Source organism: Mycobacterium sp. PSTR-4-N, from assembly GCF_022348085.1.
Taxonomy (GTDB): Bacteria; Actinomycetota; Actinomycetes; order Mycobacteriales; family Mycobacteriaceae; genus Mycobacterium.
In genome coordinates this window covers 22632-48785 of record NZ_JAKRFN010000003.1, presented here as the reverse complement: position 1 = coordinate 48785, position 26154 = coordinate 22632, and the positions used below count along the sequence as shown (strand labels likewise).

Sequence of the window (26154 nt, the reverse complement as noted above, 5' to 3'; positions counted from 1 at the left end):
GACGCGGGCGCGGGCAGGCAGAGTGGCGGGCAGTGCGGGTGTGGCTGAGTGGCTAGGCACCGGCCTGCAAAGCCGTTTACACGGGTTCGAATCCCGTCATCCGCTCGCACGAAGTGTCCGGGTACCTTGAGACCTCATGACGTGGCTTCTCCTGCTCTGCGCCATCGTCAGTGAGGTCGCCGCGACGTTGTCGCTGAAAGCGGCCGTCAGCACCCCCGGGCTCTACGTCGTCGTGGTCGGTGGATACCTCGCCTCGTTCGTGTTCCTCGCACTCGTCCTCAAGCGCGGTATGGGACTCGGCGTCGCCTACGGCATCTGGGGTGCGATCGGCGTGGCGCTCACCGCGATCCTGTCGTCGGTCGTCTTCGGTGAGGCGTTCACCGTGGTGATGGGTATCGGCATGGCCTTCATCATCGGCGGTGTGCTGCTGGTGGAGATGGGTTCGCGTCACATCGACGACACTCCGGCCGGTGAACCCTAGTGCAATACGTCCTGCTGACGGCGGCCATCGTTTCCGAGGTCACCGGCACCCTGGCGTTGCGGGTGGCCGCCGGCGGGCGTCGCGCCTTCTACGGCGTCGTGATCGTCGGCTACGTCGTCGCCTTCACCTTGCTCTCCGCGTCGTTGCAGCGCGGAATGCCGCTCGGCATCGCCTACGGCATCTGGGCTGCAGCGGGAGTGGCGCTGACGGCCGCCGCTTCGCGCATCCTTTTCCGAGAACCGCTCACCCGCACGATGCTCGCCGGGATGGCGTTGATCGTGGCTGGCGTGCTGCTCGTCGAGCTCGGCGCCGCCCATTGACTTCGACGTGTGCGTAAGAACGTATCCGCTGAGCGAAAAGTCCGCCGGCGAATAACGGCACGTCGCAACGGTTTATAGCGTCGTCGAAACACAGTTCGGCAACGTAACGATCACCATTGAGTCGCCGAGCTGGCAATGTTTGCTGAAACTGTGCCACCGTGTTCGCGTGAGCACTCGCCAGGCAGCCCGTGCGATCGGAATCGCGGTCACCAGCGCGCTCGCGCTGTGCGCCATCACCGTTCGCGCACCGATCGCTGCGGCGGCCTCCTGCCCGGACGTCGAAGTGGTGTTCGCGCGGGGCACCAGCGACAAGCCGGGCTTCGGGCCGGTGGGCACGCTGTTCGTCAAAGCACTGCAGAAGAAGTTGAGCGCCAAGAAGATCGAGGCCTACGCGGTCGACTACTCCGCCAGCTGGGATTTCTCGAAATCGACCTCCGAGGGCGCTGTCGACGCCAACAAACATGTGCAGTACATCGCCGGCATGTGTCCCACGACCAAGATCGTGCTCGGCGGAATCTCCCAGGGCGCCGGGGTGATCGATCTCATCACCATCGGCAAGAAGAAGCTGTGGTTCTTCACGCCCTCGCCGCTGCCCGACGCGATGGTCGACCACGTCTCGGCGATCGCGGTCTTCGGTAACCCTTCCCGCGACTACGCCAATCTCGGCCCGTTGACCACGCTGAGTCCGCTCTACGGCAACAGGACCATCGACCTGTGTGCGAACAACGATCCCTACTGCTCCAAAGGGTTCGACATGTTCGCTCACTATTCGTACATCTGGAACGGCATGATCGACGAGGCGGCGGCGTTCGCTGCGCGGCGCGTGACCGGAATCGCCAGCTGACATCAATTGCAGTGACCGTCAACATATTTCACTCACGTGCGCCGGTGCGGTCACCGAATGGGCGCTACAGCGTCACTGTTCGGTAACCCGGTCAGCCCATGGGGAGTCGGGGCGCTAGTTTCTTTTCGGCGGGGGGTCGTCGAGAATGCAGGAAGGTCATGCCAGGCAAGATGACCCGAGTCCCGACTAGGGCAGTGCTGGCCGTACTTGCACTGACCCAGCTCGTAGGATCGATCGCCGTCGCGGCCGCACAGCCCAGCCCGGGAGTGCCGTGCCTGGACCTGCTCCAGCAGTTGGCGGCCGAGCCGCCACCGGTGGCGGACGTTCTCGAAACCGCCACCAACGCGCTCACCAATGTGGTCCCCGAAACCGTTGTCCCCGAGGGGGTTTCCGAGGCGCCTGTCGGTGAGGTGCCGCATGGTCTCGCCGCAGCGGCTGCTCCCGGGCCCGCGCCCGCACCCGTCGATCAGATCGTCGAGCAGGCCACCGCCGTCGAGCAGGCCACCGCCGTCGTGCCGGCCGCAGTGCCGCCGGCCCTGCCGCCCGTACCGATTGTCGTCCCCGACGCCCCCGCTGTCGGGCCTCCCGTCGCACCGGTGGTGCAAGCGGCTGCCCCCGTACCCGACGGGCCGGTGGCACCCCCTCCCGCGGCGCCGCCTGCCGTCCCGGCGGAAATGCCTGTGCCGCAGGCTCCATCGCCCGACGTGGCACCGGCGGAGCCTGTCGCCGCGGAGTCGGCGCCCGTGTCGCTTCCCCCGGCGCCGGCACCCGCAGAAGTGCCGCCGGCCGAGGCGACGCCGCTGTCAGCTGCAGCTACGGTGGATGACGTCACGGCGGCGCCCGTCCTGCATGCCGCGGACGTTGCAGCGCCGTTGCCCGGCCCCGCCGTTCCCGTCGTCCCGGTGGCAGTGCCGGCGGCAGCGCCCGTGGTTCCGGTGACCGTGCCGGCGGCCGACACGGCCGCCCCTCTGCCCGTCTTCCCCGGTGGCCTCCCGATCCCGCAGGATCTGGTGTGTGAAGGCACCGCCTGGTGAGCGGTCGTGTCGGACGCGTCACCCCGCCACCCTCAGCGTGACGTTGCCAGCGGGCGGCACGCCGATCCTGGGCAAATGGCGCACGGGTGTCGTGATTCGCACCCATGTTCGCCGGATACCGGGTTACTGTCACGATTGGCCTGGGAATGGCAGAGCAGCAACTCACATCGGGAGGATATGAATGAGCGCCTACCAAACCGTGGTGGTCGGCACGGACGGTTCGGACTCGTCGTTGCGCGCGGTGGATCGTGCCGGCCAGATCGCAGCCGGCGCGGGCGCCAAACTGATCGTCTCGACGGCGTACTTCCCGCAGGGCGAAGATCAGCGCGCGGCGGACCTGCTCAAGGACGAGGGCTACAAGATGTCCGGCAACGCCCCGATCTACGCGATCCTGCGTGAGGCGCGCGACCGGGCGAAAGCTGCTGGCGCACAGGACATCGAAGAGAAGGCCGTCGTCGGTGCCCCGGTCGACGCCCTCGTCGAACTCGTCGAGCAGGTCGGCGCCGACCTGCTGGTGGTCGGCAACGTCGGCCTCAGCACCATCGCCGGCCGACTGCTCGGGTCCGTTCCGGCCAACGTCGCCCGCCGGGCCAAATCCGACGTGTTGATCGTCCACACGTCCTGACGCTCGAGCAAAAAACCCTGGGCCGGAGCACCGGCCCAGGGTTTTTGCGTCGGCGGGTTCAGGTCGCTGACGCCTTGGCGATCGCGGTGATCGCCGCGTCCAGCGTCGCGTTGAACTCATCGTCGCTCTGCTGAGCGGTCAATCCCTCTGTCAAGGCGCGCGAGAAGCTCGCGATCACGCCGTGGTTGGCGGCGAGCTTGTCGCAGGCCTCGTCGCGGTCGTACCCGCCGGACAGCGCGACCACGCGCACCACCTTCGGGTGGTCGACCAGTTCGCGGTACAGGTTGTCGACGCTGGGCAGTGTCAGCTTGAGCATCACGGTCTGTCCCTCGTCGAGCGCGTCCAGGCTCGCCGACAGCGCGGCCTTCAGCTGGTCCTCGGCCTCGGCCTTCTGCGGGCTGTGGATGTCGACCTCGGGCTCGATGATCGGTAGCAGGCCTGCAGCGAGGATCTGCTTGCCGACCTCGAACTGCTGGTCGACGACGGACTGCAGACCGGCGCCGGGCGCCTTGATGACCGAACGCATCTTCGTCCCGAAGACGCCCTTGTCGCGTGCGCGAGCAAGCAGGTCGTCGAGTCCGGGGATGGGCTTCATGACCTGCGCGCCGTCCTGCTCGTCGGCCAGGCCCTTGTCCACCTTCAGGAACGGTACGACGTTCTTGACGTTCCACAGGTAATCGGCCGTCGGTCGGCCGTCGACCTCGCGATCCATCGTGTCCTCGAACAGGATCGCGCCCAGAATCCGATCGCCGGCGAAGCTCGGGCTGGTGATGATGCGGGTCCGCATCTGGTGCACGAGGTCGAACATCTGCGCATCGCCGGAGTAGGCGTCCTCGTCGATGCCGTACAGCTTCAGCGCCTTGGGCGTGCTGCCGCCGCTCTGATCCAGGGCGGCGATGAAGCCGGCGCCACGCTGCACCTTGCTGAACTGTTCGGGGTTGAACTGATCGGTGGTGTTCATGTTCCCTTCCTGATGGCCCTCGACATCGAACGCGGTCACCAACCGCGTTCGCGCCACTCGTCCAGGTGTGGACGTTCGGCTCCGAGGGTGGTGTCGTCGCCGTGTCCTGGATACACGACGGTCGAATCTGCGAAGACGTCGAACACGCGACTGGTCACATCACCCAGCAGCTGTTCGAAGTCCCCTTCCTTCCAGGTCTTGCCGACCCCACCGGGAAACAGGCAGTCCCCGGTGAACAGGTGCACCCGGTCCTCGCCATCCTCTCCGGTGTCGGCGCCGCGCAACGCCAGCGCCACCGATCCGGGCGTGTGGCCCCGCAGGTGAATGACGTCGAGATGCAGGTCTCCGACGTCGATGCGATCGCCGTCGGCGAGCAGGCGTTGGGGGGTGATCGGCAACGGATCGGCGTCGAGCCGGTGCGCGGCGGTGGGCACACCGGTGGCGTCGGCCACGTCCGCGAGCGCCATCCAGTGGTCCTGGTGTTGGTGGGTGGTGACGATCAACGAGAGGGTCGGCGCATGATCGGCGATCAGGTCACGCAGGATCTCGGCGTCGTTGGCGGCGTCGATGAGTAGCGTCTCGCCGGTGTGGGAACAGGTCACCAGGTACGCGTTGTTGTCCATGGGACCCACCGAGGCTTTGACGATGGACGCGCCGGGCAGAGTGCGCCGCGCCGCGGTGTGCGGCTCGACGTGGCCGGTGTAGTTGTCGTCGACGACGGTCATGGTGACCCACGTTACTTCGCTGCGCGGCCCTGGCCGCCACCGCGGGTGAAAGCTGTCGGTGGGTCGACTTAGCATGGGCCTGTACTGCGTCTGCCAGGACGCATCGGGCACATCTCCTTCTCGGAGGGAAAGGACATCGTGGCTGACCGCCTAGTTGTCAAAGGTGCCCGGGAGCACAATCTGCGTGGCGTCGATCTGGACCTGCCGCGCGACGCGATGATCGTGTTCACCGGGCTGTCGGGGTCCGGCAAGTCGTCGCTGGCGTTCGACACGATCTTCGCCGAGGGCCAGCGGCGCTACGTGGAGTCGTTGTCGGCCTACGCCCGGCAGTTCCTGGGCCAGATGGACAAGCCCGATGTCGACTTCATCGAGGGCCTCTCGCCGGCCGTCTCGATCGATCAGAAGTCCACCAACCGCAACCCGCGCTCGACGGTGGGCACCATCACCGAGGTCTACGACTACCTGCGTCTGCTCTACGCGCGCGCCGGCACCCCGCACTGCCCCGTCTGCGGGGAGCGGATCGCGAGGCAGACGCCGCAGCAGATCGTCGACCAGGTCCTCGCGATGGACGAGGGGTTGCGGTTCCAGGTCCTCGCGCCGGTCGTGCGCACCCGTAAGGGCGAGTTCGTGGACCTGTTCGACAAGCTGAACACCCAGGGCTACAGCCGTGTTCGCGTCGACGGCGTGGTGCATCCGCTCACGGATCCGCCGAAGCTCAAGAAGCAGGAGAAGCACGACATCGAGGTGGTCGTCGACCGCCTCACAGTCAAGGCGTCGGCCAAGCAACGGCTCACCGATTCGGTCGAGACCGCGCTCAACCTCGCCGACGGCATCGTGGTGCTCGAGTTCGTCGACCGCGAAGACGACCATCCCCACCGCGAGCAGCGGTTCTCCGAGAAGCTGGCCTGTCCCAACGGTCACGCGCTGGCCGTCGACGATCTCGAACCGCGGTCGTTCTCGTTCAACTCGCCGTACGGCGCCTGCCCCGAGTGCACCGGGCTCGGCATCCGCAAGGAGGTCGACCCCGACCTGGTGGTGCCCGATCCCGATCTGACACTGGCCGAGGGTGCGATCGCGCCGTGGTCGATGGGACACACCGCCGAGTACTTCACCCGCATGCTCGCCGGCCTGGGTGACCAGCTCGGCTTCGACGTGAACACCCCGTGGAAGAAGTTGCCGGCCAAGGCGCGCAAGGCGATTCTCGAGGGCTGCGACGAGCAGGTGCACGTCCGCTACAAGAACCGCTACGGCCGCACCCGGTCCTACTACGCCGACTTCGAAGGCGTGATGGCGTTTCTGCAGCGTCGCATGGAGCAGACCGACTCCGAGCAGATGAAGGAGCGCCTCGAGGGCTTCATGCGTGACGTGCCGTGCCCCGAATGCCACGGCACTCGGCTCAAGCCCGAGATCCTGGCCGTGACGATGACGGCCGGCGAGTATGGCGCCAAGTCGATCGCCGAGGTCTCGGAGCTCTCGATCGCCGACTGCGCGGCGTTCCTCAACGCGCTCACCCTCGGCACCCGCGAGGCGGCGATCGCCGGGCAGGTGCTCAAGGAGATCCAGTCCCGCCTCGGTTTCCTGCTCGACGTCGGCCTGGACTATCTGTCGCTGTCCCGCGCCGCCGGCACACTGTCCGGTGGCGAGGCGCAACGCATCCGGCTGGCCACGCAGATCGGATCGGGTCTGGTGGGCGTGCTCTACGTCCTCGACGAGCCGTCGATCGGTCTGCACCAGCGCGACAACCGTCGCCTGATCGACACACTGGTGCGGCTGCGCGACCTGGGTAACACGTTGATCGTCGTCGAGCACGACCTCGACACCATCGCCCACGCGGACTGGGTCGTCGACATCGGACCGGCGGCCGGTGAGCACGGCGGTCAGATCGTGCACAGCGGTACCTATCAGGATCTGCTGAACAACCCGGAGTCGATCACCGGCGCCTACCTGTCGGGCAAAGAGGAGATCGAGGTCCCCGAGATGCGCCGGGTGCCCGACAAGAAGCGGCAGCTGACCGTCGTCGGGGCCCGCGAGCACAACTTGCGTGAGATCGACGTCGCGTTTCCGCTCGGTGTGCTGACGTCGGTGACGGGCGTGTCCGGCTCGGGCAAATCCACCCTCGTCAACGACATCCTGGCGTCGGTGTTGGCCAACAAGCTCAACGGCGCACGCCTGGTGCCCGGGCGGCACACCCGCGTCAACGGCTTGGACCATCTCGACAAACTGGTGCGAGTGGACCAGTCACCGATCGGGCGCACGCCGCGGTCGAACCCGGCCACCTACACCGGTGTGTTCGACAAGATCCGCACGCTGTTCGCCGCGACGACGGAGGCGAAGGTGCGCGGATACCAGCCCGGCCGGTTCTCGTTCAACGTCAAAGGCGGCCGCTGCGAAGCCTGTTCGGGCGACGGCACGATCAAGATCGAGATGAACTTCCTGCCCGACGTGTACGTGCCGTGCGAGGTGTGCCAGGGCGCACGGTACAACCGTGAAACGCTCGAGGTGCACTACAAGGGCAAGACCATCGCCGAGGTGCTCGACATGTCGATCGAGGAGGCGGCGGAGTTCTTCGCGCCGATCAGCTCGATCCACCGCTACCTCAAGACGCTGGTCGACGTCGGCTTGGGCTACGTGCGGCTCGGGCAGCCCGCGCCGACGCTCTCAGGTGGCGAGGCCCAGCGCGTGAAGCTGGCATCGGAGCTGCAGAAGCGCTCCACCGGCCGGACCATCTACATCCTCGACGAGCCCACCACGGGTTTGCACTTCGAGGACATCCGTAAGCTGCTGACCGTCATCAACGGCCTTGTGGACAAGGGCAATACGGTCATCGTCATCGAGCACAACCTCGATGTCATCAAGAACTCGGACTGGATCGTGGACATGGGGCCCGAAGGCGGTTCCGGCGGTGGCACCGTGGTGGCCACGGGCACTCCGGAAGACGTGGCGGTCAACCCGGACAGCTACACCGGTCACTTCCTCGCCGAGACCCTCGGGGTGGCGCGGCCGAAACCCAAAGCACGCTCACGCAGGAAGGTCAGCGCCTGACGGTCGGCTGAATCATCCGGACGTTGCGTCGAAGACGTCTCGCAGGATGCCCCGAAACGCTGCGATGCCAGGGTCATTGGCCGCCCGAGAGTGCCAGAACACCTTGACGTCGTAGGTCGGAAGCTCCAGGGGAACCTCGAACAGCGTGATTCCCGTTGTGCGAGCGTGGTATTCGGCCAAGCGCCGAGGAGTCACCGCGATGCAGTTGCCGTTCTCGACGACGGGAAACAGGGCGCTGTAGTGCGGCACGGTCAGCCGGATGCGGCGGGTAAGGCCGGCATGGGCCAGGGCGTCGTCGACTTCACGGCCGCGCCCGGCGCTGATGTGGACGTGGGCGTGGGGCAGCTCGACGAACCGTGCGAGTGACATCGCAGAGCCGGCGTCGGCGTGATGTGCGGCGATGATGCCGACCATCTCGTCGACGAATGCAGGTTCTGAGTGCCACGCCGCCGGTCTGGTCGTGGGGATGCCCACGTACACGTCGATGTCGCCGCTCGCCAGCGCGTCGGCGACGCTGATGCGGTCCAGGGCCTGCACCCGGACCCGCGACCGGGGTGCGTGCTGTTCGAGTCGTCGGTCGAGCCCGGGCAGCAGCAGGGGGGCGTACAGATCGGCGAATGCGATGACCCACTCGCGGGTCGTCGTGGACAGATCGAACGCGTCGAGGCCCTGCACGATCGCCTCGACGAGGCGAAGGGCCTCGTCGAGGCGAGGCTGCACGGCCAACGCGGCGGGAGTGGGGCTCAGGCCCCGTCCGGCGCGCACCACGAGCGGATCTCTCAGCAGAATCCGCAGACGCGCCAGCGCGTTCGACACCGCGGGTTGGGTCAGGTGTAGACGTGCAGCAGCCCGGGTGACGCTGCGTTCCTCGAGGACGGCGTGCAGGACGACGAGGAGGTTGAGGTCCACCCCAGACAGATTCATCAGATGAATGTCGCACATAAGAACTCATGATTGGTGCTGATGAGTCGCTGTTCCTAGCGTGGAGTCCCAGACCACAGAAGGGCCACGACCATGCGAGTGTTGATCACCGGGGCAAGTGGGGGAGTCGGCTCCACCCTCATCGACCAGCTCCGGCACACCGGTGTCGACGTGCGCGCGACATGTCGCCGCCCGAATCCGCGGCGGTGGCCGTGGCTTGAGACTTTTCCCGGCGATCTCGATCAGCCCCGGACGCTGCGGCCCGCGCTCGAGGGCGTCGACGCTGTCTTTCTCGTCAGCTTCGCCCCGCCGGAGGTGCTGCCCGAGCTCGTCGAACACATGGCGACGGCAGGGGTTCATAAAGTCGTGGTGCTCTCCACCATCGACACCACGCGCACGGAACCGTTCGTGGCGTACAACAAGCAGCGCCACCTCGCCGTGGAGGATGCCGCCATCGACGGCGGCTTCACGACGGTGTGCCTGCGCCCCGGCGCTTTTGCGCGCAACGCAATCCGCTTCTGGGCGAATCACATTCGCGCGCACCGCAGAGTGGGGCTACCGTTTCCCGAATCCCACCAGGCGCCCATCGCCGACCAGGACATCGCCGCGGTCGCCCTGCACGCGCTCACCACCTCGCAGCTCGACGAGCAGAAAGTCGTCCTCACCGGGCCGGAGTCGCTGACCATGCGCGAGCAGGTCGGCCTCATCGGCCGCGCGATCTCCCAGTCGATCGACATCACCGTCCTGCCGGAGCCGCAAGCCCGCGCCCTCTACGGGCGGGTGCTGCCGCCGCGGTACCTCGACCTCCTGATGGCCCAATGGGCGTTCGAAGTCACCGAACCCGCCGTGGTGACGCAGGCCGTCCCCTCGATCACCGGCCGACCGGCCATCACGTTCGGTGAGTGGGCGGTCAGCCACCGCGACGCGTTCGTGAACTGAACCTCAGCGCTTCGACGCCGGGGACGGGAACCGCGGGCTGACCCGCACGCCGCCGAGCCAGGTGGTCAGCTCCTCGGCCCGGGCCTCGAGCGCTGACGCCGCGCGACGCCCGACCTTTTCCAGCAGGACCAGCTCGACGCGGCCGGCGTCGTCCTGCCGCCAAGCGCCGACCACGCGGCCGTCCACCCACGCGGTGGGCCCCGCATTGCCGTTGCGGTCGAACACCTCGGCCCGGTGCGGGCCGAGGTACCAGTCCCGGTCGAACCAGCCCATCGTCGTGGGATCCAGTGACGGCAGCAGGGCGCACCACGGCTCGGCGGCCGGCTCGTCCGCCGAGCTGTCGACGTCGCCCGGCAGCACATACCCGGTGGCGCCGTCCAGCAGTACTTCTTCAGCATCGATGGCGGACAATGTCTTTCGAGCCCACGTCAGGGTCGCCCCGAACGACCACTTGATGTCGGTGAGCGTCGCGGGGCCGAAGGTCGCCAGCCAGCGGCGCACCAACCCGGCGCTCGCGGCGTCGGCGTCCGCGGCGGTCCCGAGATCGGACAGCCACGTCTCGGTGGCCGTCCACCGCGGCCGCGAGGTCAGCCACCCCCCGTCGTTGACCCCGCGCACGATGTCACCGCGCGCGGAGAGCACCGTCAGGACCCGCGGCGCCAGATGCCCTTCCGCGCCGTAGGCCTTCCCCGGTGCGGGGTTGTAGGTTCCGGTGAGTTCGGTCAACGCTTCGCGCAGTTCCCGTGCGCTGCAGGGGCCTTCGTCCCGAAGATGGCGGAGCACTGCGGCGCTCGCGGTGGCCAGCCAGGCCGCGCCGTCGCCGGCGACCCCGGCGCGTTCCACATCGGCGGCCAGTCGCCGCGCCTCGTTGACGGCCACTCGGTCACTGGCCGCCGCCTGCACCGCGGGTAGGTCCGCGGGCCGCACCACCCACAGCGTCCTGCGCATCGCGAGGTGTTTGACCACCGAGCGGTCCCGGTACAGCGCGACGTCGAGGTCGTCGTGCGCGAAATCCGGAAGCCGCGTCCACAGTGACAGATACGGCGTCGCGGGATCGGTGGCGTGCAAGGCGACCAGCCGCTCGGTGACGTCGGACACCGTCGCCGACGCTGCCGCAGGCGGACTCAACAGGTGACGGTGCGCCAGCCGGGCCCGGCGCTGCTCGACGGTGATGGTGCGCACGCCCGACCCTAGCCTTCCGGCCGGAGCCGACGCAGGGATCGACAGCGCTACTCGGTGTCGGTGTCGGTCTGGTCGCCGTGTTCGCCCCGCATCGACCGCCGGATCTGGGCCAACCTCTCGGCGGCCGCGCGCTGCCGCGCGTCGTACTGCTCGGCCGCGGTCCGGCCTTCTGGGGTCTCGGCGGCCAACTCAGCCGATCCCAGCGATGTCGCGTACCGGTTCTCGATCTTCTCCCGAACCGCGTCGAATGTCGGGACCCCGTCCTCGGTGTAACCGCTCTCGGCAGGGATGGCGGCGTCGTCGGACATGTGCCCCACGCTACCGCTGCCCGCTAGCGGGCGGCCGCCTTTTCCGCCATGGCCGCCGGCGGGGGAGGCGCCTGCGGACTGGCGGGCAGCGCCACCGGCGCTACCCCCGGCGTGCCGATCGCACCGGCCATCCACGGCAGCGCGGTCGCGAACGCGGCGGAGGCGAAAGGCCAGTCGTGGTTGCCGGCTTGGTTGACCACGGCGCAGTCGATGCCGGACCGGTTGCCCAGGGCGCAAAGCGTCGAGGCGGCGATCGCCTGATCGTTCGGCTTGCCGGCGCCCGACCCGGGCAGCGGGCCGTTGACGTCGAACCAGCCCTGCACCCCGCGGTAGGGGCCGTGCCGGCTGATGACCGCACTCGGATCGAACGACGCGTAGGCGGCACTGTTGCCACCGAACAGGCGGGCCACAGTCTGGGCCTTGTTCCCCGAATTCGGGGCGAGATCACCGGCGATGTCCTCGAACGCGCTGAACATGTCGGGATGCATCACCGCCAGGTCCACCGCACAGGTGCCACCCATCGACCAGCCGACCACACCCCAGTTCGCCGCGGCCGGGCTGACGCCGAAGTTCGCCTTCATGTAGGGCACCACGTCGCGTGTCAGGTGGTCGGCCGACTGGCCTCGTGCCCCGTTGACGCATTCGGTGTCGTTGTTGAACGCACCACCCGGGTCGACGAACACGACGACGGGCGCCGCACCATGGTGAGCCGCCGCGAAGTCGTCGAGGATCTTGATCGCATTACCTGCGCGCATCCAGTCCGCCGGGGTGTTGAACTCTCCGCCGATCATCATGATCGTCGGTAGTAATGGCGCCGGATCCGTGGCGTACCAGGCGGGCGGCAGGTAGACGAACTCGCCGCGGTGTTTGAAACCCGATGCGGTGTCGGGGATGTCGACGGGCACGACGCTGCCCTTGATCGGAATCGTGTGAGTGCGCTGCATCGCCTTGACCGTCACCGGGTCGGTCTGGTCGGGCAGCGGGCCCGCGGTGAGTTGACTCCACGCGGTCTGCACGGTGGGGAAGTAGCCCGTCCACAGGTTGAGCGCCAGCGCGGCACACAGCGCGCACAGCGGAACTGCGGCCAGGGCCACCGCCCGGCGCCACCACTGTGCGTCGCGCCAGCCCGACACCAGTACGCCGAATGCGATGCCGGACAACGCGATCCACACCCACAACGTCTGCGGTGCCGGGTTCGTGTCATCAGCGACACCGGCTGTCTCGGTGTACCAGTACGCGCCCACGGTCAGCATCACCCCGATGACCGCCGACCACGGGAGCCACACCATCCGCCAGCGCCGGGTGCGCCAGCCGATGGCGGTGACCAGGGCGACGATTGCCAAGACCTGCACGACGGCGGGCAACCACCCGTGCATCAGCGACAGATGGTGGCGAGTGGATTCCCAGAAGGTCAGGGAGAACGGACCGGACGTCGTCACGGCTCCACCTTGACGCCCGAAGCTTGGAGCAGGCTGTGTCCTTGCTGCTAACGCGGTTTGGCGAGCGGGAACGGCAGTGTTTCGCGGATGCTGCGGCCGGTGATCATCATCACGACGCGATCCACGCCCATGCCCAGCCCGCCGGTGGGAGGCATGGCGTACTCCATCGCCTGGAGGAAGTCCTCGTCGAGTTCCATCGCCTCCGGATCACCGCCTGCTGCCAGCAGTGACTGGTCCTGCAAACGGCGGCGCTGCTCCACCGGATCGGTGAGTTCGCTGTAGGCCGTGCCCAGTTCGACGCCCCAGGCCACCAGGTCCCAGCGCTCGGCGACCCCCGCGATGCTGCGATGCGGACGGGTGAGCGGGGACACCGAGGTGGGGAAGTCGGTGTAGAACGTCGGCGCCTCGGTGCGGTCTTCGACGAGGTGCTCGTACATCTCGAGCACGACGGCGCCGGTGTCCCAGTGATTGAGATAGGGGATCGTGGCCTTGTCGCAGAGCCGGCGCAGGGTGCCCAGATCCGTCTCGGGCGTGATGTGTTCACCCAGTGCCCCCGACACGGCGTCGTGCACGGTGGTGACCCGCCACGGCCCGGAGATGTCGACCGGCTCCAGGGTGCCGTCCTCGCGCGGACGCCAGAACACCTGCTCGCCGTTGGCCGCCTGGGCGGCATTCTGGATCAGTTCCCGTGCACCGTCGATCCACACCCGGTAGTCGGCGTGCGCCTGATAGGCCTCCAGCAGCGTGAACTCGGGGTTGTGGCTGAAGTCCACGCCCTCGTTGCGGAACGCGCGGCCGAGTTCGAAGACCCGCTCCACACCGCCGACGCACAATCGCTTGAGATAGAGCTCGGGGGCGATGCGCAGGTACAGGTCGAGGTCGTAGGCATTGATGTGGGTGAGAAACGGTCGAGCGTTCGCGCCGCCGTGGATCTGCTGCAGAATGGGCGTCTCGACTTCGAGAAAGCCCTTGCCCACCAATGTCTCCCGGATCGCGTGCAGAACCGCGCTGCGCGCTCGGATCAGCTCGCGCGCATCCGTGTTGACCGCGAGGTCGACGTAGCGGGCGCGCACCTTGGCTTCCTGATCGGTCATGCCCTTCCACTTGTCGGGCAGCGGGCGCAGGCATTTGCCGATCAGCCGCCAGCGCCCCGTCAGCAGCGACCAGGTGCCGTTTCGGCTGTGCCCCATCGTGCCGCTCACCTCGATGAGGTCTCCGAGGTCGATGGTTCGGGTGAAATCGGCGGTACATCCCGATTCGAGCAGTGAGTTGTCCAGCAGCAGTTGCACATCGCCCGACCAGTCCCGCAATTCGACGAACAGCACGCCGCCGTAGTCGCGAAGCCGCAGCACCCGCCCGGCCACGGTCACCGCTGCGCCCTCGGGGCTTTCGAGGGCCTGGACCACCGTGTGGCTGGGCGGACTGCCCACCGGGTAGGCGTCGACGCCGTCGTCCTGCAGCGCCTTCAGCTTGGCCATGCGGACGCGCACCTGCTCGGGCAGCCGGGGTGCGGTGCCCTCGGCCGGCGCGTCGGCGCGCAGCCCGTCGAGGTCGGGTGCGGTGCCGTCGCTGTGCAACGCACCGGTGGCGATCAGCGCACCGGGCACCGCGGTGTGATGGCCGGTGTGGGGTTGTTCGTGGCGACGCGAGAACGGAAGCACCAGAAAGCCTTCGGCGATGACGGAGGCCACTCCGACGCGAGGAACCAGACGCGCCTCCTCGTAGCACGCGTACCGCGGCACCCACTCCGGCTGGTACTTCATGTTGGACCGGTACAGCGTCTCCAACTGCCACCACCGGGAGAAGAACACCAGGAGGGCCCGCCACATGCGGGCCACCGGCCCTGCGCCGAGTTGGGCGCCCTGCTCGAACGCCGACCGGAACATCGCGAAGTTCAGCGACACCCGGGTCACGCCGATCTCCTCGGCCTGCAGGCACAACTCGCTGACCATCAACTCGATGGTGCCGTTGGGTGATTCCGGGGCGCGGCGCATCAGGTCCAGCGACACCCCGTTGGTGCCCCACGGCACCAGTGAGAGCATCGCGACCACCGCAGTGTCGCCGGCGTCGCCGGACTGTTGAATGGCCTCGACCAGCAGGCAGTCGCCGTCCGCGGGGTCACCGAGCCGGCCCAGCGCCATCGAGAAGCCGCGTTCGTCGTCGGTGTCGCGCCAGGCGTCGGCGCGCTCGATCACCGCCGCCATCTCCTCGGCGGACAGATCCCGATGGCGGCGCATCCGCACCGTGACACCGGCGCGGCGGGCCCGGGTCACGGCCTGCCGCACAGCACGCATGTCGGGCCCGGAGAGGCGGAAGTCGTCGGGGTGCAGGATCGCCTCGTCACCGAGTTGCAGCGCACTCAGCCCGGCCTCGCGGAACGCTTGGGCCGCCGTGGAACTCGCCCCCATCACCCCCGGCGCCCATCCGTAGGTCTCGCACAGCGCAAGCCATGCGGCGATCGCGGCGGGCCAGGCCCGCGGATCGCCGACCGGGTCGCCGCTGGCCAGACACACCCCGACCTCGACGCGATAGGTGATCGCGGCGCGGCCGTTGGGGGCGAAGACGACGGCCTTGTCGCGGCGGGTGGCGAAGTAGCCGAGCGAATCGTTCTTGCCGAACAGTTCCAGCAGGCCGCGGATCGCCGATTCGTCCTCACCGGTCAGCGCGTTGTCGGCGCGTTGCGATTGGAAGAGCACGATCGCGGCGACCATCAGCGCGAGTGCACCGAAGAGTCCGAGCAGCGCATTGACGAACACGTGTGGGTGGCCGGCGAAGGTGTCCGCATCCGCGCCGGCGAACGCGCCCACGCGGTTCAGTGCGTACCAGAACCGGTCGGAGCGGGCCAGCGAGCCCGGGAACAGCTCCAGCAGGCCCCACCCGACCAGGGTGCCCACCGTCATGCCGGCGAGGAGCACGAGTGCCGCCTTGAGCAGCGCGCCGCGGCGCACCCGCGCCCAGAACTGGTGACGCGCCAGCACCAGACACACCACCGCGACGACGTGGAACCCGAGACCGACGATCTCGCCGACCTTCTCGAACCAGCGCTCGCCGCCGTCGATCAACTCGAGGAGGTTCCACCCCGCCGCGGCGACCATGTAGCCGGTCAAAATCCACAGCGCGATGCGTTTGCGGGCGGCCAACGCCGCCGCCAGCAGGACGAGGACGAACGCCCAGGCGAAGCTGGTGTCGGGGAAGTTGAAGATGTAGTCGTCGACGAACTCGCGCGGCATCTTGATCGCCGAGCGGATGAACGGGGAGATGCTCGCCAGCAGCGACAGCGTCGCGATGACGCCGACGATCCAACCGGCTGCAGCAGGCACCCAGCCGAAACTGGTCGCGGGACGTGTCCTGGCGAGGCCAGTGGTGGTCATAGGGCGCGAGGATAGGCCCTCACGCTGCGTCGCGGCTGCAAGTCGGCCGCGCGCCGGGTTCACCAGACGGGGCCGGTGTACTTCTCGCCGGGACCTTTGCCGGGCTCATCCGGTGCGGCGCTACCCTCGCGGAACGCCAGCTGCAGACTCTTAAGGCCGTCACGGACCGGGCCGGCATGCGGACCCAGGTACTCCGCCGAGGCCGACACCAGCCCCGCCAGCGCCGTGATCAGGCGCCGTGCCTCGTCGAGGTCGCGGTGGGGGCTGTCGTCCGGATCGTCGGCGGACAGGCCCAGCTTCTCCGCGGCCGCACTCATGAGCATCACCGCCGCGCGAGTGATCACCTCGACCGCGGGCACGTCGGCCAGTTCGCGTGCGGGCGATTCGGCATGTTCAGAGCTATCGGTCATGCCTGCTAGACTGGCATGCGCGACCGTCCCGGCTGAGGCCAGGGACAGCAAGTGGAGTCCCACTCCCACCGCCTGCCGATGATCGATACAAGGTAGCGCGGTCCGGTCCGGACATCGGTGACGACGTCACCGGTATCCGGCCTGGTCGGCTTTGGGCCCTGCTGTGAGCAGGGCTTATTCGTTCCCATGGGGGACGTGTGCCGCCGGGGCGGGGACTCTGTGATGACAACAGGATCTACCCCGGGAGGCCCCATCAGCACTGAGACCCGCGTCAACGAGCGCATCCGCGTACCTGAAGTCCGTCTGATCGGACCGGGCGGTGAACAGGTAGGCATCGTGCGCATCGAAGATGCACTCCGCGTCGCCGCCGACGCCGATCTCGACCTCGTGGAAGTAGCGCCGGACGCCAAGCCGCCCGTGTGCAAGATCATGGACTACGGGAAGTTCAAGTACGAGACGGCGCAGAAGGCTCGCGAGTCTCGCAAGAACCAGCAGCAGACCGTCGTCAAGGAACAGAAACTCCGTCCCAAGATCGACCCGCATGACTACGAGACCAAGAAGGGTCACGTCATCCGCTTCCTCGAAGCCGGGTCGAAGGTCAAGGTGACGATCATGTTCCGCGGCCGCGAACAGTCGCGGCCCGAACTGGGTTTCCGCCTCCTGCAGCGCCTGGGCGCCGACGTCGCCGATTACGGCTTCGTCGAGACGTCCGCGAAGCAGGATGGCCGCAACATGACGATGGTGCTGGCCCCGCACCGCGGCGCGAAGACTCGTGCCAAGGCGGCGCACGATGCGGACGCGCCGGCGCAACAGCGCGCCACCGCGGCCGCCGACACCCAGACCGACACACAGAAGAACTGAGGAAACATGCCCAAGGCGAAGACCCACAGCGGCGCTTCGAAGCGGTTCCGTAAGACCGGGACCGGCAAGATCGTCCGCCAGAAGGCCAACCGCAGGCACCTGCTCGAGCACAAGCCGTCCACGCGTACCCGCCGGCTCGCCGGCCGCACCGCGGTGGCTGCCAACGACACCAAGCGTGTCGCGAAGATGCTCAACGGCTGACTTTTTCGGGCGCCCACGCCCTTTCCCTTACCCGACCCAGATAGGACACACCCATGGCACGCGTGAAGCGCGCAGTCAACGCGCAGAAGAAGCGGCGCACCGTACTCAAGGCCTCCAAGGGCTACCGCGGTCAGCGGTCCCGCCTGTACCGCAAGGCCAAAGAGCAGCAGCTGCACTCGTTGACTTATGCCTACCGTGACCGGCGTGCTCGCAAGGGCGAATTCCGCAAGCTGTGGATCTCGCGCATCAACGCCGCCGCACGGGCCAACGACATCACCTACAACCGCCTCATCCAGGGCCTCAAGGCCGCAGGCATCGAGGTGGACCGCAAGAACCTGGCAGAGATCGCGGTCAGCGATCCGGCCGCGTTCGCCGCGCTGGCAGAGGCCGCCAAGGCGGCGCTGCCGGAGGATGTCAATGCACCGTCGGGTGAGGCTGCCTGACCCTTACCGAGCGTTCTGCCCGGGTGGTGGCGGCAGTCAAGCTGCACCGCCACACCGGGCGCCGCCGCGCCGCACGCTTTCTCGCCGAGGGACCCAACCTCGTCGAGGCAGCGTTGCGGCGCGGACTCGTTTCCGAGGTGTTCGCCACCGAGGCCGCGGCGGAGCGATTCGCTGACCTGCTGACCGGGACGACAGTCGAGCTGGTCACAGAGAAGGCCGCGAAAGCGTTGTCCGACACCGTGACTCCGGTGGGGCTCGTCGCGGTGTGCGAGCAGCCGACCGTCGACCTGGACGGCGTGCTGGCCGCACGGCCGACGATGCTGGCCGTTCCGGTCGGCATCTCCGAACCCGGCAACGCCGGCACCCTGATCCGGGTGGCCGACGCCATGGGCGCCGACGCCGTCGTGCTCGCCGGCGAGAGCGTCGACCCCTACAACGGCAAATGCCTGCGTGCTTCGGCGGGCAGCATCTTCTCGGTTCCGGTGCTGAGCGAACCCGATGTGCTGCAGCTGCTTTCGCGACTGAAGGTCGCGGGCCTGCAGATCTTGGCCACGGTTCTCGACGGGGATGCGAGCGTCGACGACGTCGACGCGGCGCCGACAGCGTGGCTGTTCGGTCCCGAGGCTCACGGCCTACCCGACGAGGTCGCCGCGCTGGCCACCGCGCGGGTGCGCATTCCCATGGCAGGGGAGGCGGAGAGCCTCAACGTGGCCTCGGCTGCGGCCATCTGCCTCTACGCGTCGGCGCGCAGTCGTCGGGCCGCGCAGAGCTGAACTACTGGGCCTTGAGCATGCGCTCCGACACCGCGAGAAGCAGCCTGCGTGGCGCGACGCGGTACCCGGAGGCAAGGATGGCGTTCTTGAGGCCGGAGACCACGGTGGGCGTCGACTTGTCCAGTGCGGCCAGCGCGGTCTCGACGACCTCGGTCACGCTTTGGCGCCCGTCGGTCATGAACCTCTCGCCGGTGCGGTCGAAGAACTCCGTCTCCGTGGCACCGGGGCACAGCGCGAGAATGCGTACGCCGGTCTTGCGATTCTCCTGCCAGAGCGCTTCGGAGAACGACAGCACGAACGCCTTCGTCGCGCCGTAGACGGCCATGCCGGGGGTCGGTTGGAATGCCGCTGTGGACGCCACGTTGATGACCACGCCGTGGCGTCGCTCGACCATGGCGGGCAGGTAGCGCGCTGTCAGATCGACCAGCGTCCCGCAATTGAGTTGCACGGCACCGGCATTCGCGTCGGGATCCTGGGTGTGGAAGGCGCCGTGCAAGCCGATGCCGGCGTTGTTGACCAGGATGTCCACGGTGCGGCCGAGCTCGCTGATCTCAGCGGCCAGCTGGGCGCCGGACACCGCCACCGCGAGATCGGCCGTGACGACGTCAACGACGATGCCCGGGTGGCGTGCCAGCAGACTCTCCCGCAGTGCTTCGAGCCGGTCGGCGCGGCGGGCCACCAGGATCAGATCGGCGCCGCGCGCCGCGAGCTGGATCGCGAACTCCTCGCCGATCCCACCGCTGGCGCCGGTGATCAACGCCGTGCTGTTGCTGAATTCCACCGTGGCGCTCCTTCGTCCCTCGAAGCGCCCATTGTGTCAGGCCGCCGTGCGGGTTCGCGGACGTCCCGGCCGCAATGCCGCCAGCGCGAACGTGGTGTGTACCAGTGCGCCCGCACGGTCGAGGAGCGTCTTGCCGTGAGGCACGTAGTGCATGGGCATGCCGCGGCGGTCCCGCGGCGGCCCCATGAACGCGGGCGCCTCCACGAGCGGGGAATCCGGGGCGGCCGTGCCGTCGGCGCGCCGGTACGCGGCCACCGCGCGCGGGTGCAACCGGATCTCGTCGGGGACTGCGACGAAGGCGAGTTCGACCAGTTTGCCGAACAGCCGCAGCAACACCTCGTCGCCCGGTGTCCACCGCAGGCCGGCCTTCTCCCGGACCGCCGGGTCGAACAGCCCTGCCGCGATCCAGCGCTGCGCCCCGACCATCGGCTTGAACATCTGGTCCCACAGCGGCGTCGGCATCAGCACGAAGCGGGGTTTGGGGATGCGGATCGAGAAGATGTCGCGGGTGGCCCGGTTGATCTCCAGCTCGTCGCGACAGGTGCGGTCCCAGTACTCGCAGAACTCCTCCCACGTGCCGGGCACCGGCCGCATGCTCATGCCGTACATGCGGTACCACTGCACGTGTTCGTCGAACAGCTGCCGCTTCTCGGCCTCGGTGAGCCCGCCGCAGAAGTACTCGGCGGTCTTGATGATCAGCATGAAGAACGTGGCGTGCGCCCAGTAGAAGGTGTCGGGGTCGAGCGCGTGGTAGCGGCGGCCTTTCGCGTCGACGCCCTTGATCGTGGCGTGGTACCCCTTGATCTGCGCGCCGGTCTGGGCGGCGCGGTCACCGTCGTAGACGACGCCCATGATCGGGTAGACCGAGCGGGCGACCCGTTGCAACGGCTCCCGCAGAAGAATCGAGTGATCCTCGACGCCCGCGCCGAGCGCGGGGTACATGTTCTGGATCGCGCCGATCCAGACGCCGAGCATGCCGGTGCGGACGTCGCCGAAGTATTTCCACGTCAGCGAGTCCGGCCCCAACGGGTCCGATGCCGAAGGACGCTGCGCCGCCGGAGATCCCATCAGCTCACGCTATGGCTGACAACGACCGTTGTCCATGGCTGGGTGGTGGCCGTTATCCAGCCGCCACCGCGCGGCCGCGCATGCGTGACCTGGTCATTCATCACCCACGTCGCGCTGGATTACGCTGACCGCTGTGGAGGACAGTGACGCGTCGGGCCCACTGAGGTGGCTGCGCACGGTCAACCACCACGCCGGGGCCGTCGCATTCCTGCGGCGAGCACGCCGCGCTCTCCCCGGCGATCCCGAGTTCGGCGATCCGCTCTCCACCGCCGGCGTAGGGGGTCCGCGCGCAGCGGCGCGGGCGGCCGACCGGCTCCTCGAACGCGAGGCGCTGACGCGTGAGGTGAGCCTCGGCGCGCTGCAGGTGTGGCAGGCCCTGACCGAGCGCGTGTCCGGCAAGCCCGCCAACGACGAGGTGACGCTCGTGTTCACCGACCTCGTCGGGTTCTCGGCTTGGTCACTGCGCGCCGGCGACGACGCGACGCTACGGCTGCTGCGCCGTGTGGCGCAGGTGGTGGAGCCGCCGCTGCTGGAAGCCGGCGGGCACATCGTCAAACGCATGGGCGACGGATTGATGGCGGTGTTCGCCGACCCGCTCACCGCGCTGGGCGCTGTGCTCGTCGCCCGCGAGGCGATCAGGAACATCGAGCTCGACGGGTACACGCCCCGCATGCGGGTGGGGATCCACACGGGCAGGCCGCAACGGATCGGCTCGGACTGGCTGGGCATCGATGTCAACCTCGCCGCCCGGGTGATGGAACGCGCGACCCGAGGCGAGCTGGTGGTTTCGGCGGCGGCGTTGGAGCGCATCCCGGAAGAGGAGCTCGACCGTCTCGGTGTGATCGCCAAGCGGCTCCGCAAGCCGGTGTTCGCGCCCAAACAGGACGGCGTGCCCGACGACTTCGTGGTGTACCGCCTGAGAACTCGCAGGCAGTTGGCAGGTGACGAGGACCGCGACGGCGCCGCGTCCGACGCATAGTGGATGTGGTGCAGGCCGGATTGCTCGTCGCTGTCCGTAGGGCGCGGTTCACCCTGAGCTACGCCGTGCTGGTGTCTGTCGTCGCCGCCGCGATGGTGCGGATGGACCCGGCCATGCACGACGCGCTGATCCGGCACGCCAGCACGAACCTGCACAACCTCAGCCGCGGCCGGTTCGGCACGCTGATCAGCAGCGCCTTCGTCGTCGACGCCGGCCCGATCTACCTCTGGCTGCCCGGCCTGGTCTGCCTGCTGTTGGTGGCCGAGTTGACACTCGGCGGCGGCCGGACCGCACTCACGTTCGCGACCGGCCACGTCGGGGCGACCCTGCTGGTGGCGGCGGGACTGGTCGCCGCCGTCGAACTCGACTGGCTGCCGGCGTCGATCGCCCGTGCCTCCGACGTCGGCATGAGCTACGGCGCGATGGCGGTGGTCGGCGTGCTCACCGCGGCAGTACCGGATCGATGGCGAGCCGCCTGGATCGGATTCTGGTGTGCGGCGGCGGTTGTCGTGGTGACCGGTGGCGGTGGCTTCACCGACATCGGGCATGCGGTGGCGCTGGCCCTGGGCATGGTCGTCTCGACACGGTTGCGCGCAGCGCCACGCTGGTCGCCGGCCACCGCGGCGCTGCTGTGCGTCGGTGCGGCGTTTGCGTTCCTGATCCTCGCTGACGGTGTCGTCGGCGTCATCGAAGGCGCCGCCGCGGGCACCATGGGAGCACTCATCGCCGCCGGTGTCGAACGCCTGCGGCACGCGCGACGGCGGCCTGCCGACGCGGTCACCCGGTCGGAGTGCCACGACCCCGGCGGCTCGTCGACCACGGCGTGAGGGCAACGAGCCATCGCCTATGATCGCCGGGTGGCTGATCAGCCAGGGAACCTCACCGACGACGCGTTGACCGATGCGGTCGGCGCAGCCGGTCGCGCCTTCGCCGAGGCCGCGACGCTCGACGATCTGGCGCGCGCGAAAACCGAACACCTCGGCGACCGCTCACCGATCGCGCTGGCCCGCCAGGCGCTGGGCAGCCTGCCCAAGACCGAGCGGGCCGACGCAGGCAAGCAGGTCAACGTCGCACGGACCGCTGCGCAGAGCGCCTACGACGAGCGGCTGGCTGCGCTGCGCGCCGAACGCGACGCCGCGGTTCTGGTCGCAGAACGCATCGACGTCACGCTGCCGTCGACGCGGCAGCCGATCGGGGCCCGGCACCCGATCACGCTGCTGGCCGAGCACGTCGCCGACACGTTCGTGGCGATGGGATGGGAGCTGGCCGAGGGCCCCGAGGTGGAAACCGAGCAGTTCAACTTCGACGCATTGAACTTCCCGCCGGATCACCCCGCCCGCAGCGAACAAGACACCTTTCACGTGGCGCCCGACGGCTCCCGGCAGGTGCTGCGCACCCACACCTCCCCGGTGCAGATCCGCGCCCTGCTCGACCGCGAACTGCCGGTGTACATCGTCTCGATCGGACGCACCTTCCGCACTGACGAACTCGACGCCACCCACACGCCGGTCTTCCACCAGGTGGAGGGACTGGCCGTCGACAAAGGACTGACCATGGCGAACCTGCGCGGCACGCTGGACGCGTTCGCGCGCGCCCAGTTCGGGCCGCAGGGGCGGACCCGGCTGCGGCCGCACTTCTTCCCTTTCACCGAGCCGTCGGCCGAGGTCGACGTCTGGTTCCCGAACAAGAAGGGTGGCCCCGGCTGGGTGGAGTGGGGCGGCTGCGGCATGGTCAACCCGAATGTGCTGCGCGCGTGCGGGATCGACCCTGAGGAATACTCGGGCTTCGCGTTCGGCATGGGGTTGGAGCGCACCCTGCAGTTCCGCAACGGCATCCCGGACATGCGCGACATGGTCGAAGGTGACGTGCGCTTCTCGCTGCCGTTCGGGGTGGGCGCCTGATGCGTCTTCCCTACAGCTGGCTGCGCGACGTCGTGGCGGCCGGGGCTCCCGGCTGGGACGTGACCCCCGAGGAGCTCGAGCAGACACTGATCCGGATCGGCCACGAGGTGGAGGAGATCATCCCGGTCGGTCCCGTGCGCGGTCCGTTGACCATCGGCCGCGTCGTCGCGATCGAGGAACTCACCGAGTTCAAGAAGCCCATCAGGGCGGTCAAGGTCGATGTCGGCTCACACAATGTCGAGGGCGAGCCGCGCGACATCGTCTGCGGTGCAACGAATTTCGCCGTCGACGACCTGGTGGTCGTGGCACTGCCCGGCACCGTGCTGCCCGGCGAGTTCACGATCGCCACCCGCAAGACCTACGGCCGCACATCCGACGGCATGATCTGCTCGTCGGCCGAACTCAACCTCGGCGCCGACCACTCCGGGATCCTGGTGCTGCCGCCGGGCACCGCTGCACCGGGCGACTCCGCCTACGAGGTCCTCGGGCTCGACGACGTGGTGTTCAATCTCGCGATCACCCCGGACCGCGGCTACTGCCTGTCGGTGCGCGGCATGGCCCGCGAGATCGCCAACGCCTACGACCTGGACTACGTCGATCCGGCGCTCGGCGTGCCTGCGCTGCCGAACGAGGGTGACGCGCTGCCGGTCGAGATCGATCCCGCCGCCGGCGTGCAACGCTTCGCACTGCGCCCGGTCACCGGTATCGACCCGGCGGCGGTATCCCCCTGGTGGATGCGACGACGCCTGTTACTCAGCGGGATTCGTGCGATCTCACCGGCCGTCGACGTGACCAACTACGTCATGCTCGAACTCGGCCACCCGATGCACGCGCACGACCGCAGCCTGATCCGCGGCGGCTTCCGGGTACGTTTCGCCGAGCCGGGGGAGACCGTGGTCACGCTCGACGACGTCGAGCGTCGGCTCGATCCGGCCGACGTCCTGATCGTCGACGACGCGGCCACTGCTGCGATCGGTGGGGTCATGGGCGCCGGCACCACCGAGGTGCGTGACAGCACCACCGACGTCCTGCTCGAGGCCGCGGTCTGGGATCCCGCCGCGGTATCGCGGACACAGCGCCGGCTGCGACTGCACAGCGAGGCCGGTCGCCGTTACGAGCGCACCGTGGACCCCGCGATCTCGGTCGCGGCACTGGACAGGGGAGCCGCACTGCTGGCCGAGATCGCCGGCGGAGCAGTGCAACCGACGCTCACCGACTGGCGCGGGGAACCGCCCCGGCAGGATTGGTCACCCGCCCCGGTGCGGATGCCCGTCGACCTGCCCGATCGCCTGGCCGGGGTCGAGTACCCGGCTGGAGCCGCGGAGCGGCGGCTGACGCAGATCGGTGCGACGGTCACCGTCGACGGCGGCGAACTCACGGCCGTACCGCCGAGCTGGCGGCCCGACCTGCGCGAGCCCGCCGATCTGGTCGAAGAGGTGATGCGGCTCGAAGGCCTCGACGCCGTCCCGTCGGTGCTGCCCGCCGCACCCGGCGGGCGCGGCCTGACGCCGGTGCAGAAGCGGCGCCGGGCGATCGGAAAGGGGCTCGCCCTCGGCGGATTCGTGGAGATCCTGCCGACGCCTTTCCTGCCCGCCGGAATCTTCGACCAGTGGGGTCTGCTGGCCGACGACCCACGCCGGCACACCACCCGGGTGCTCAACCCGCTGGAGTCCGACCGACCCGCGCTGGCCACCACACTGCTTCCCGGCCTGCTGGAGGCGTTGAGCCGCAACGTCTCCCGCGGAGCAGCCGATGTGGCCCTGTTCGCGCTGGCGCAGGTCGTCGAGCCCACCACCGCGACGCGCGCGGTGGATCGCATCCCCACCGACCGGCGCCCCACCGATGACGAGATCGCGACACTGGACGCGTCGCTGCCGCGCCAGCCGCAGCACGTCGGTGCGGTACTCGCCGGGTTGCGCGAGCCTGCCGGCCCCTGGGGCCCGGGACGCGCGGTCGAGCCGTTCGACGCGTTCGAGGCGGTCCGGATCATCGGGCGGGCTGCCGGCGTGGACTTCACGCTGCGCAGCGCCGAGTACCTGCCGTGGCACCCCGGACGGTGCGCCGCAATCTGTCTGGGAGACACCGTCGTCGGACACGCCGGCCAGTTGCATCCCGCCGTGATCGAGCGCTCCGGTCTGCCGAAGGGCACCTGCGCGCTGGAAGTGGACCTCGACGCGGTGCCGATCACCGAGCTGCTCCCGGCTCCGCGCGTCTCACCGTTCCCCGCAGTGTTCCAGGACGTCGCGCTCGTCGTCGACGAGGAGGTGCCGGCACAGCGGGTCGTCGACGCGGTGCGCGACGGCGCGGGCGAGCTGCTCGAAGACGTCCGACTCTTCGACGTCTACGCCGGACCGCAGGTCGGCGAGGGACGCAAGTCGCTGGCGTTGGCGCTGCGCTTCCGGGCCGCCGACCGCACGTTGACCGAGGACGAGGCGAGTGCGGCGCGCGATGCGGCGGTGGCCGCGGCGGCCGGCGCGGTAGGTGCTCAGCAGCGGCGCTGACCAGCACCAATAATGAATTTGCATGTTGCTGCATAAGCATGCAA

Annotated in this window: 25 protein-coding genes and 1 tRNA gene; 16 read left to right on the top strand and 10 right to left on the bottom strand. The window is 68.6% G+C overall.

The window, feature by feature from the left end:
- The first annotated feature begins 34 nt into the window (after positions 1-34).
- From MHN84_RS05350 to MHN84_RS05325, 6 genes are all read left to right on the top strand, one after another.
- Positions 35-105 (top strand) — tRNA-Cys (locus MHN84_RS05350).
- Positions 106-136: 31 nt separating this feature from the next.
- Complete coding sequence (locus MHN84_RS05345; protein ID WP_241203601.1) at positions 137-481, top strand: multidrug efflux SMR transporter; 345 nt, start codon at positions 137-139, stop codon at positions 479-481.
- A complete protein-coding gene (locus tag MHN84_RS05340) occupies positions 481-801 on the top strand; it encodes a multidrug efflux SMR transporter (protein WP_241203600.1) in 321 nt (106 codons plus the stop codon). Before MHN84_RS05345 ends, MHN84_RS05340 begins: the two co-directional genes overlap by 1 nt.
- 166 nt (positions 802-967) lie before the next feature.
- Positions 968-1645, top strand: coding sequence for a cutinase family protein (locus MHN84_RS05335; RefSeq protein ID WP_241203599.1), 678 nt, complete (start codon positions 968-970; stop codon positions 1643-1645).
- A 158-nt stretch (positions 1646-1803) separates the two neighbouring features.
- Positions 1804-2679 (top strand): hypothetical protein, encoded by an 876-nt coding sequence (locus MHN84_RS05330; protein ID WP_241203598.1) that lies wholly within the window; start codon positions 1804-1806, stop codon positions 2677-2679.
- A 181-nt stretch (positions 2680-2860) separates the two neighbouring features.
- The gene (locus MHN84_RS05325; protein WP_241203597.1) at positions 2861-3304 is read left to right on the top strand and encodes a universal stress protein; all 444 of its coding nucleotides are present in this window, start codon (positions 2861-2863) and stop codon (positions 3302-3304) included.
- Positions 3305-3362: 58 nt separating this feature from the next.
- Here MHN84_RS05325 and MHN84_RS05320 read toward each other — a convergent pair whose 3' ends face one another.
- Positions 3363-4265 (bottom strand): fructose bisphosphate aldolase, encoded by a 903-nt coding sequence (locus MHN84_RS05320; protein WP_241203596.1) that lies wholly within the window; start codon positions 4263-4265, stop codon positions 3363-3365.
- 35 nt (positions 4266-4300) lie between these two features.
- Positions 4301-4990, bottom strand: coding sequence for an MBL fold metallo-hydrolase (locus MHN84_RS05315; protein WP_241203595.1), 690 nt, complete (start codon positions 4988-4990; stop codon positions 4301-4303).
- 138 nt (positions 4991-5128) lie between these two features.
- Between MHN84_RS05315 and uvrA the strand changes: the two genes are divergently transcribed.
- A complete protein-coding gene (uvrA, locus tag MHN84_RS05310) occupies positions 5129-8032 on the top strand; it encodes an excinuclease ABC subunit UvrA (protein ID WP_241203594.1) in 2904 nt (967 codons plus the stop codon).
- A 12-nt stretch (positions 8033-8044) separates the two neighbouring features.
- On the opposite strand, the gene MHN84_RS05305 is transcribed toward uvrA, so the two are convergent.
- The gene (locus MHN84_RS05305) at positions 8045-8956 is read right to left on the bottom strand and encodes a LysR family transcriptional regulator (protein WP_241203593.1); all 912 of its coding nucleotides are present in this window, start codon (positions 8954-8956) and stop codon (positions 8045-8047) included.
- 90 nt (positions 8957-9046) lie between these two features.
- On the opposite strand from MHN84_RS05305, the gene MHN84_RS05300 reads away from it, so the two are divergent.
- A complete protein-coding gene (locus tag MHN84_RS05300; RefSeq protein ID WP_241203592.1) occupies positions 9047-9892 on the top strand; it encodes an SDR family oxidoreductase in 846 nt (281 codons plus the stop codon).
- 3 nt (positions 9893-9895) lie between these two features.
- Here the strand turns inward: MHN84_RS05300 and MHN84_RS05295 are convergent, their stop codons facing one another.
- From MHN84_RS05295 to MHN84_RS05275, 5 genes are all read right to left on the bottom strand, one after another.
- Positions 9896-11074, bottom strand: a complete 1179-nt coding sequence (locus MHN84_RS05295; protein ID WP_241203591.1) for a winged helix DNA-binding domain-containing protein — start codon at positions 11072-11074, stop codon at positions 9896-9898.
- 47 nt (positions 11075-11121) lie between these two features.
- Positions 11122-11382 (bottom strand): hypothetical protein, encoded by a 261-nt coding sequence (locus tag MHN84_RS05290; protein ID WP_241203590.1) that lies wholly within the window; start codon positions 11380-11382, stop codon positions 11122-11124.
- Between the two features lie 23 nt (positions 11383-11405).
- A complete protein-coding gene (locus tag MHN84_RS05285) occupies positions 11406-12758 on the bottom strand; it encodes an alpha/beta hydrolase family protein (RefSeq protein ID WP_241203853.1) in 1353 nt (450 codons plus the stop codon).
- Between the two features lie 110 nt (positions 12759-12868).
- Positions 12869-16192 carry a bifunctional lysylphosphatidylglycerol synthetase/lysine--tRNA ligase LysX gene (lysX, locus tag MHN84_RS05280; RefSeq protein WP_241203589.1) on the bottom strand — a complete coding sequence of 1108 codons (3324 nt, stop codon included), beginning with the start codon at positions 16190-16192 and terminating at the stop codon, positions 12869-12871.
- A 59-nt stretch (positions 16193-16251) separates the two neighbouring features.
- Positions 16252-16602, bottom strand: coding sequence for a DUF1844 domain-containing protein (locus MHN84_RS05275; RefSeq protein ID WP_241203588.1), 351 nt, complete (start codon positions 16600-16602; stop codon positions 16252-16254).
- 252 nt (positions 16603-16854) lie between these two features.
- On the opposite strand from MHN84_RS05275, the gene infC reads away from it, so the two are divergent.
- From infC to MHN84_RS05255, 4 genes are read left to right on the top strand one after another with little or no spacing between them, the layout of a single operon-like run.
- Positions 16855-17463, top strand: coding sequence for a translation initiation factor IF-3 (gene infC, locus MHN84_RS05270; RefSeq protein WP_241203852.1), 609 nt, complete (start codon positions 16855-16857; stop codon positions 17461-17463).
- A 6-nt stretch (positions 17464-17469) separates the two neighbouring features.
- Entirely contained in the window at positions 17470-17664 is a 195-nt protein-coding gene (rpmI, locus tag MHN84_RS05265; protein WP_241203587.1) for a 50S ribosomal protein L35, read from the top strand.
- Between the two features lie 53 nt (positions 17665-17717).
- Positions 17718-18107 carry a 50S ribosomal protein L20 gene (gene rplT / locus MHN84_RS05260; RefSeq protein ID WP_221361041.1) on the top strand — a complete coding sequence of 130 codons (390 nt, stop codon included), beginning with the start codon at positions 17718-17720 and terminating at the stop codon, positions 18105-18107.
- Between the two features lie 23 nt (positions 18108-18130).
- Positions 18131-18880 (top strand): RNA methyltransferase, encoded by a 750-nt coding sequence (locus tag MHN84_RS05255; protein WP_241203586.1) that lies wholly within the window; start codon positions 18131-18133, stop codon positions 18878-18880.
- Position 18881: 1 nt separating this feature from the next.
- Here the strand turns inward: MHN84_RS05255 and MHN84_RS05250 are convergent, their stop codons facing one another.
- On the bottom strand, positions 18882-19661 hold the full coding sequence (locus MHN84_RS05250) for an SDR family oxidoreductase (RefSeq protein ID WP_241203585.1): 780 nt from the start codon (positions 19659-19661) through the stop codon (positions 18882-18884).
- Between the two features lie 36 nt (positions 19662-19697).
- Positions 19698-20729 (bottom strand): oxygenase MpaB family protein, encoded by a 1032-nt coding sequence (locus MHN84_RS05245; RefSeq protein ID WP_241203584.1) that lies wholly within the window; start codon positions 20727-20729, stop codon positions 19698-19700.
- Between the two features lie 133 nt (positions 20730-20862).
- Here MHN84_RS05245 and MHN84_RS05240 point away from each other — a divergent pair, with 133 nt between their 5' ends.
- Genes MHN84_RS05240 through pheT form a run of 4 tightly spaced genes read left to right on the top strand, consistent with a single transcriptional unit; the run spans position 20863 to position 26110 of the window.
- On the top strand, positions 20863-21708 hold the full coding sequence (locus MHN84_RS05240) for an adenylate/guanylate cyclase domain-containing protein (protein WP_308192915.1): 846 nt from the start codon (positions 20863-20865) through the stop codon (positions 21706-21708).
- Between the two features lie 8 nt (positions 21709-21716).
- Positions 21717-22535 (top strand): rhomboid-like protein, encoded by an 819-nt coding sequence (locus MHN84_RS05235; protein WP_241203583.1) that lies wholly within the window; start codon positions 21717-21719, stop codon positions 22533-22535.
- 30 nt (positions 22536-22565) lie between these two features.
- On the top strand, positions 22566-23609 hold the full coding sequence (gene pheS / locus MHN84_RS05230) for a phenylalanine--tRNA ligase subunit alpha (protein ID WP_241203582.1): 1044 nt from the start codon (positions 22566-22568) through the stop codon (positions 23607-23609).
- The gene (gene pheT / locus MHN84_RS05225) at positions 23609-26110 is read left to right on the top strand and encodes a phenylalanine--tRNA ligase subunit beta (protein ID WP_241203581.1); all 2502 of its coding nucleotides are present in this window, start codon (positions 23609-23611) and stop codon (positions 26108-26110) included. Before pheS ends, pheT begins: the two co-directional genes overlap by 1 nt.
- Positions 26111-26154 lie beyond the last annotated feature (44 nt).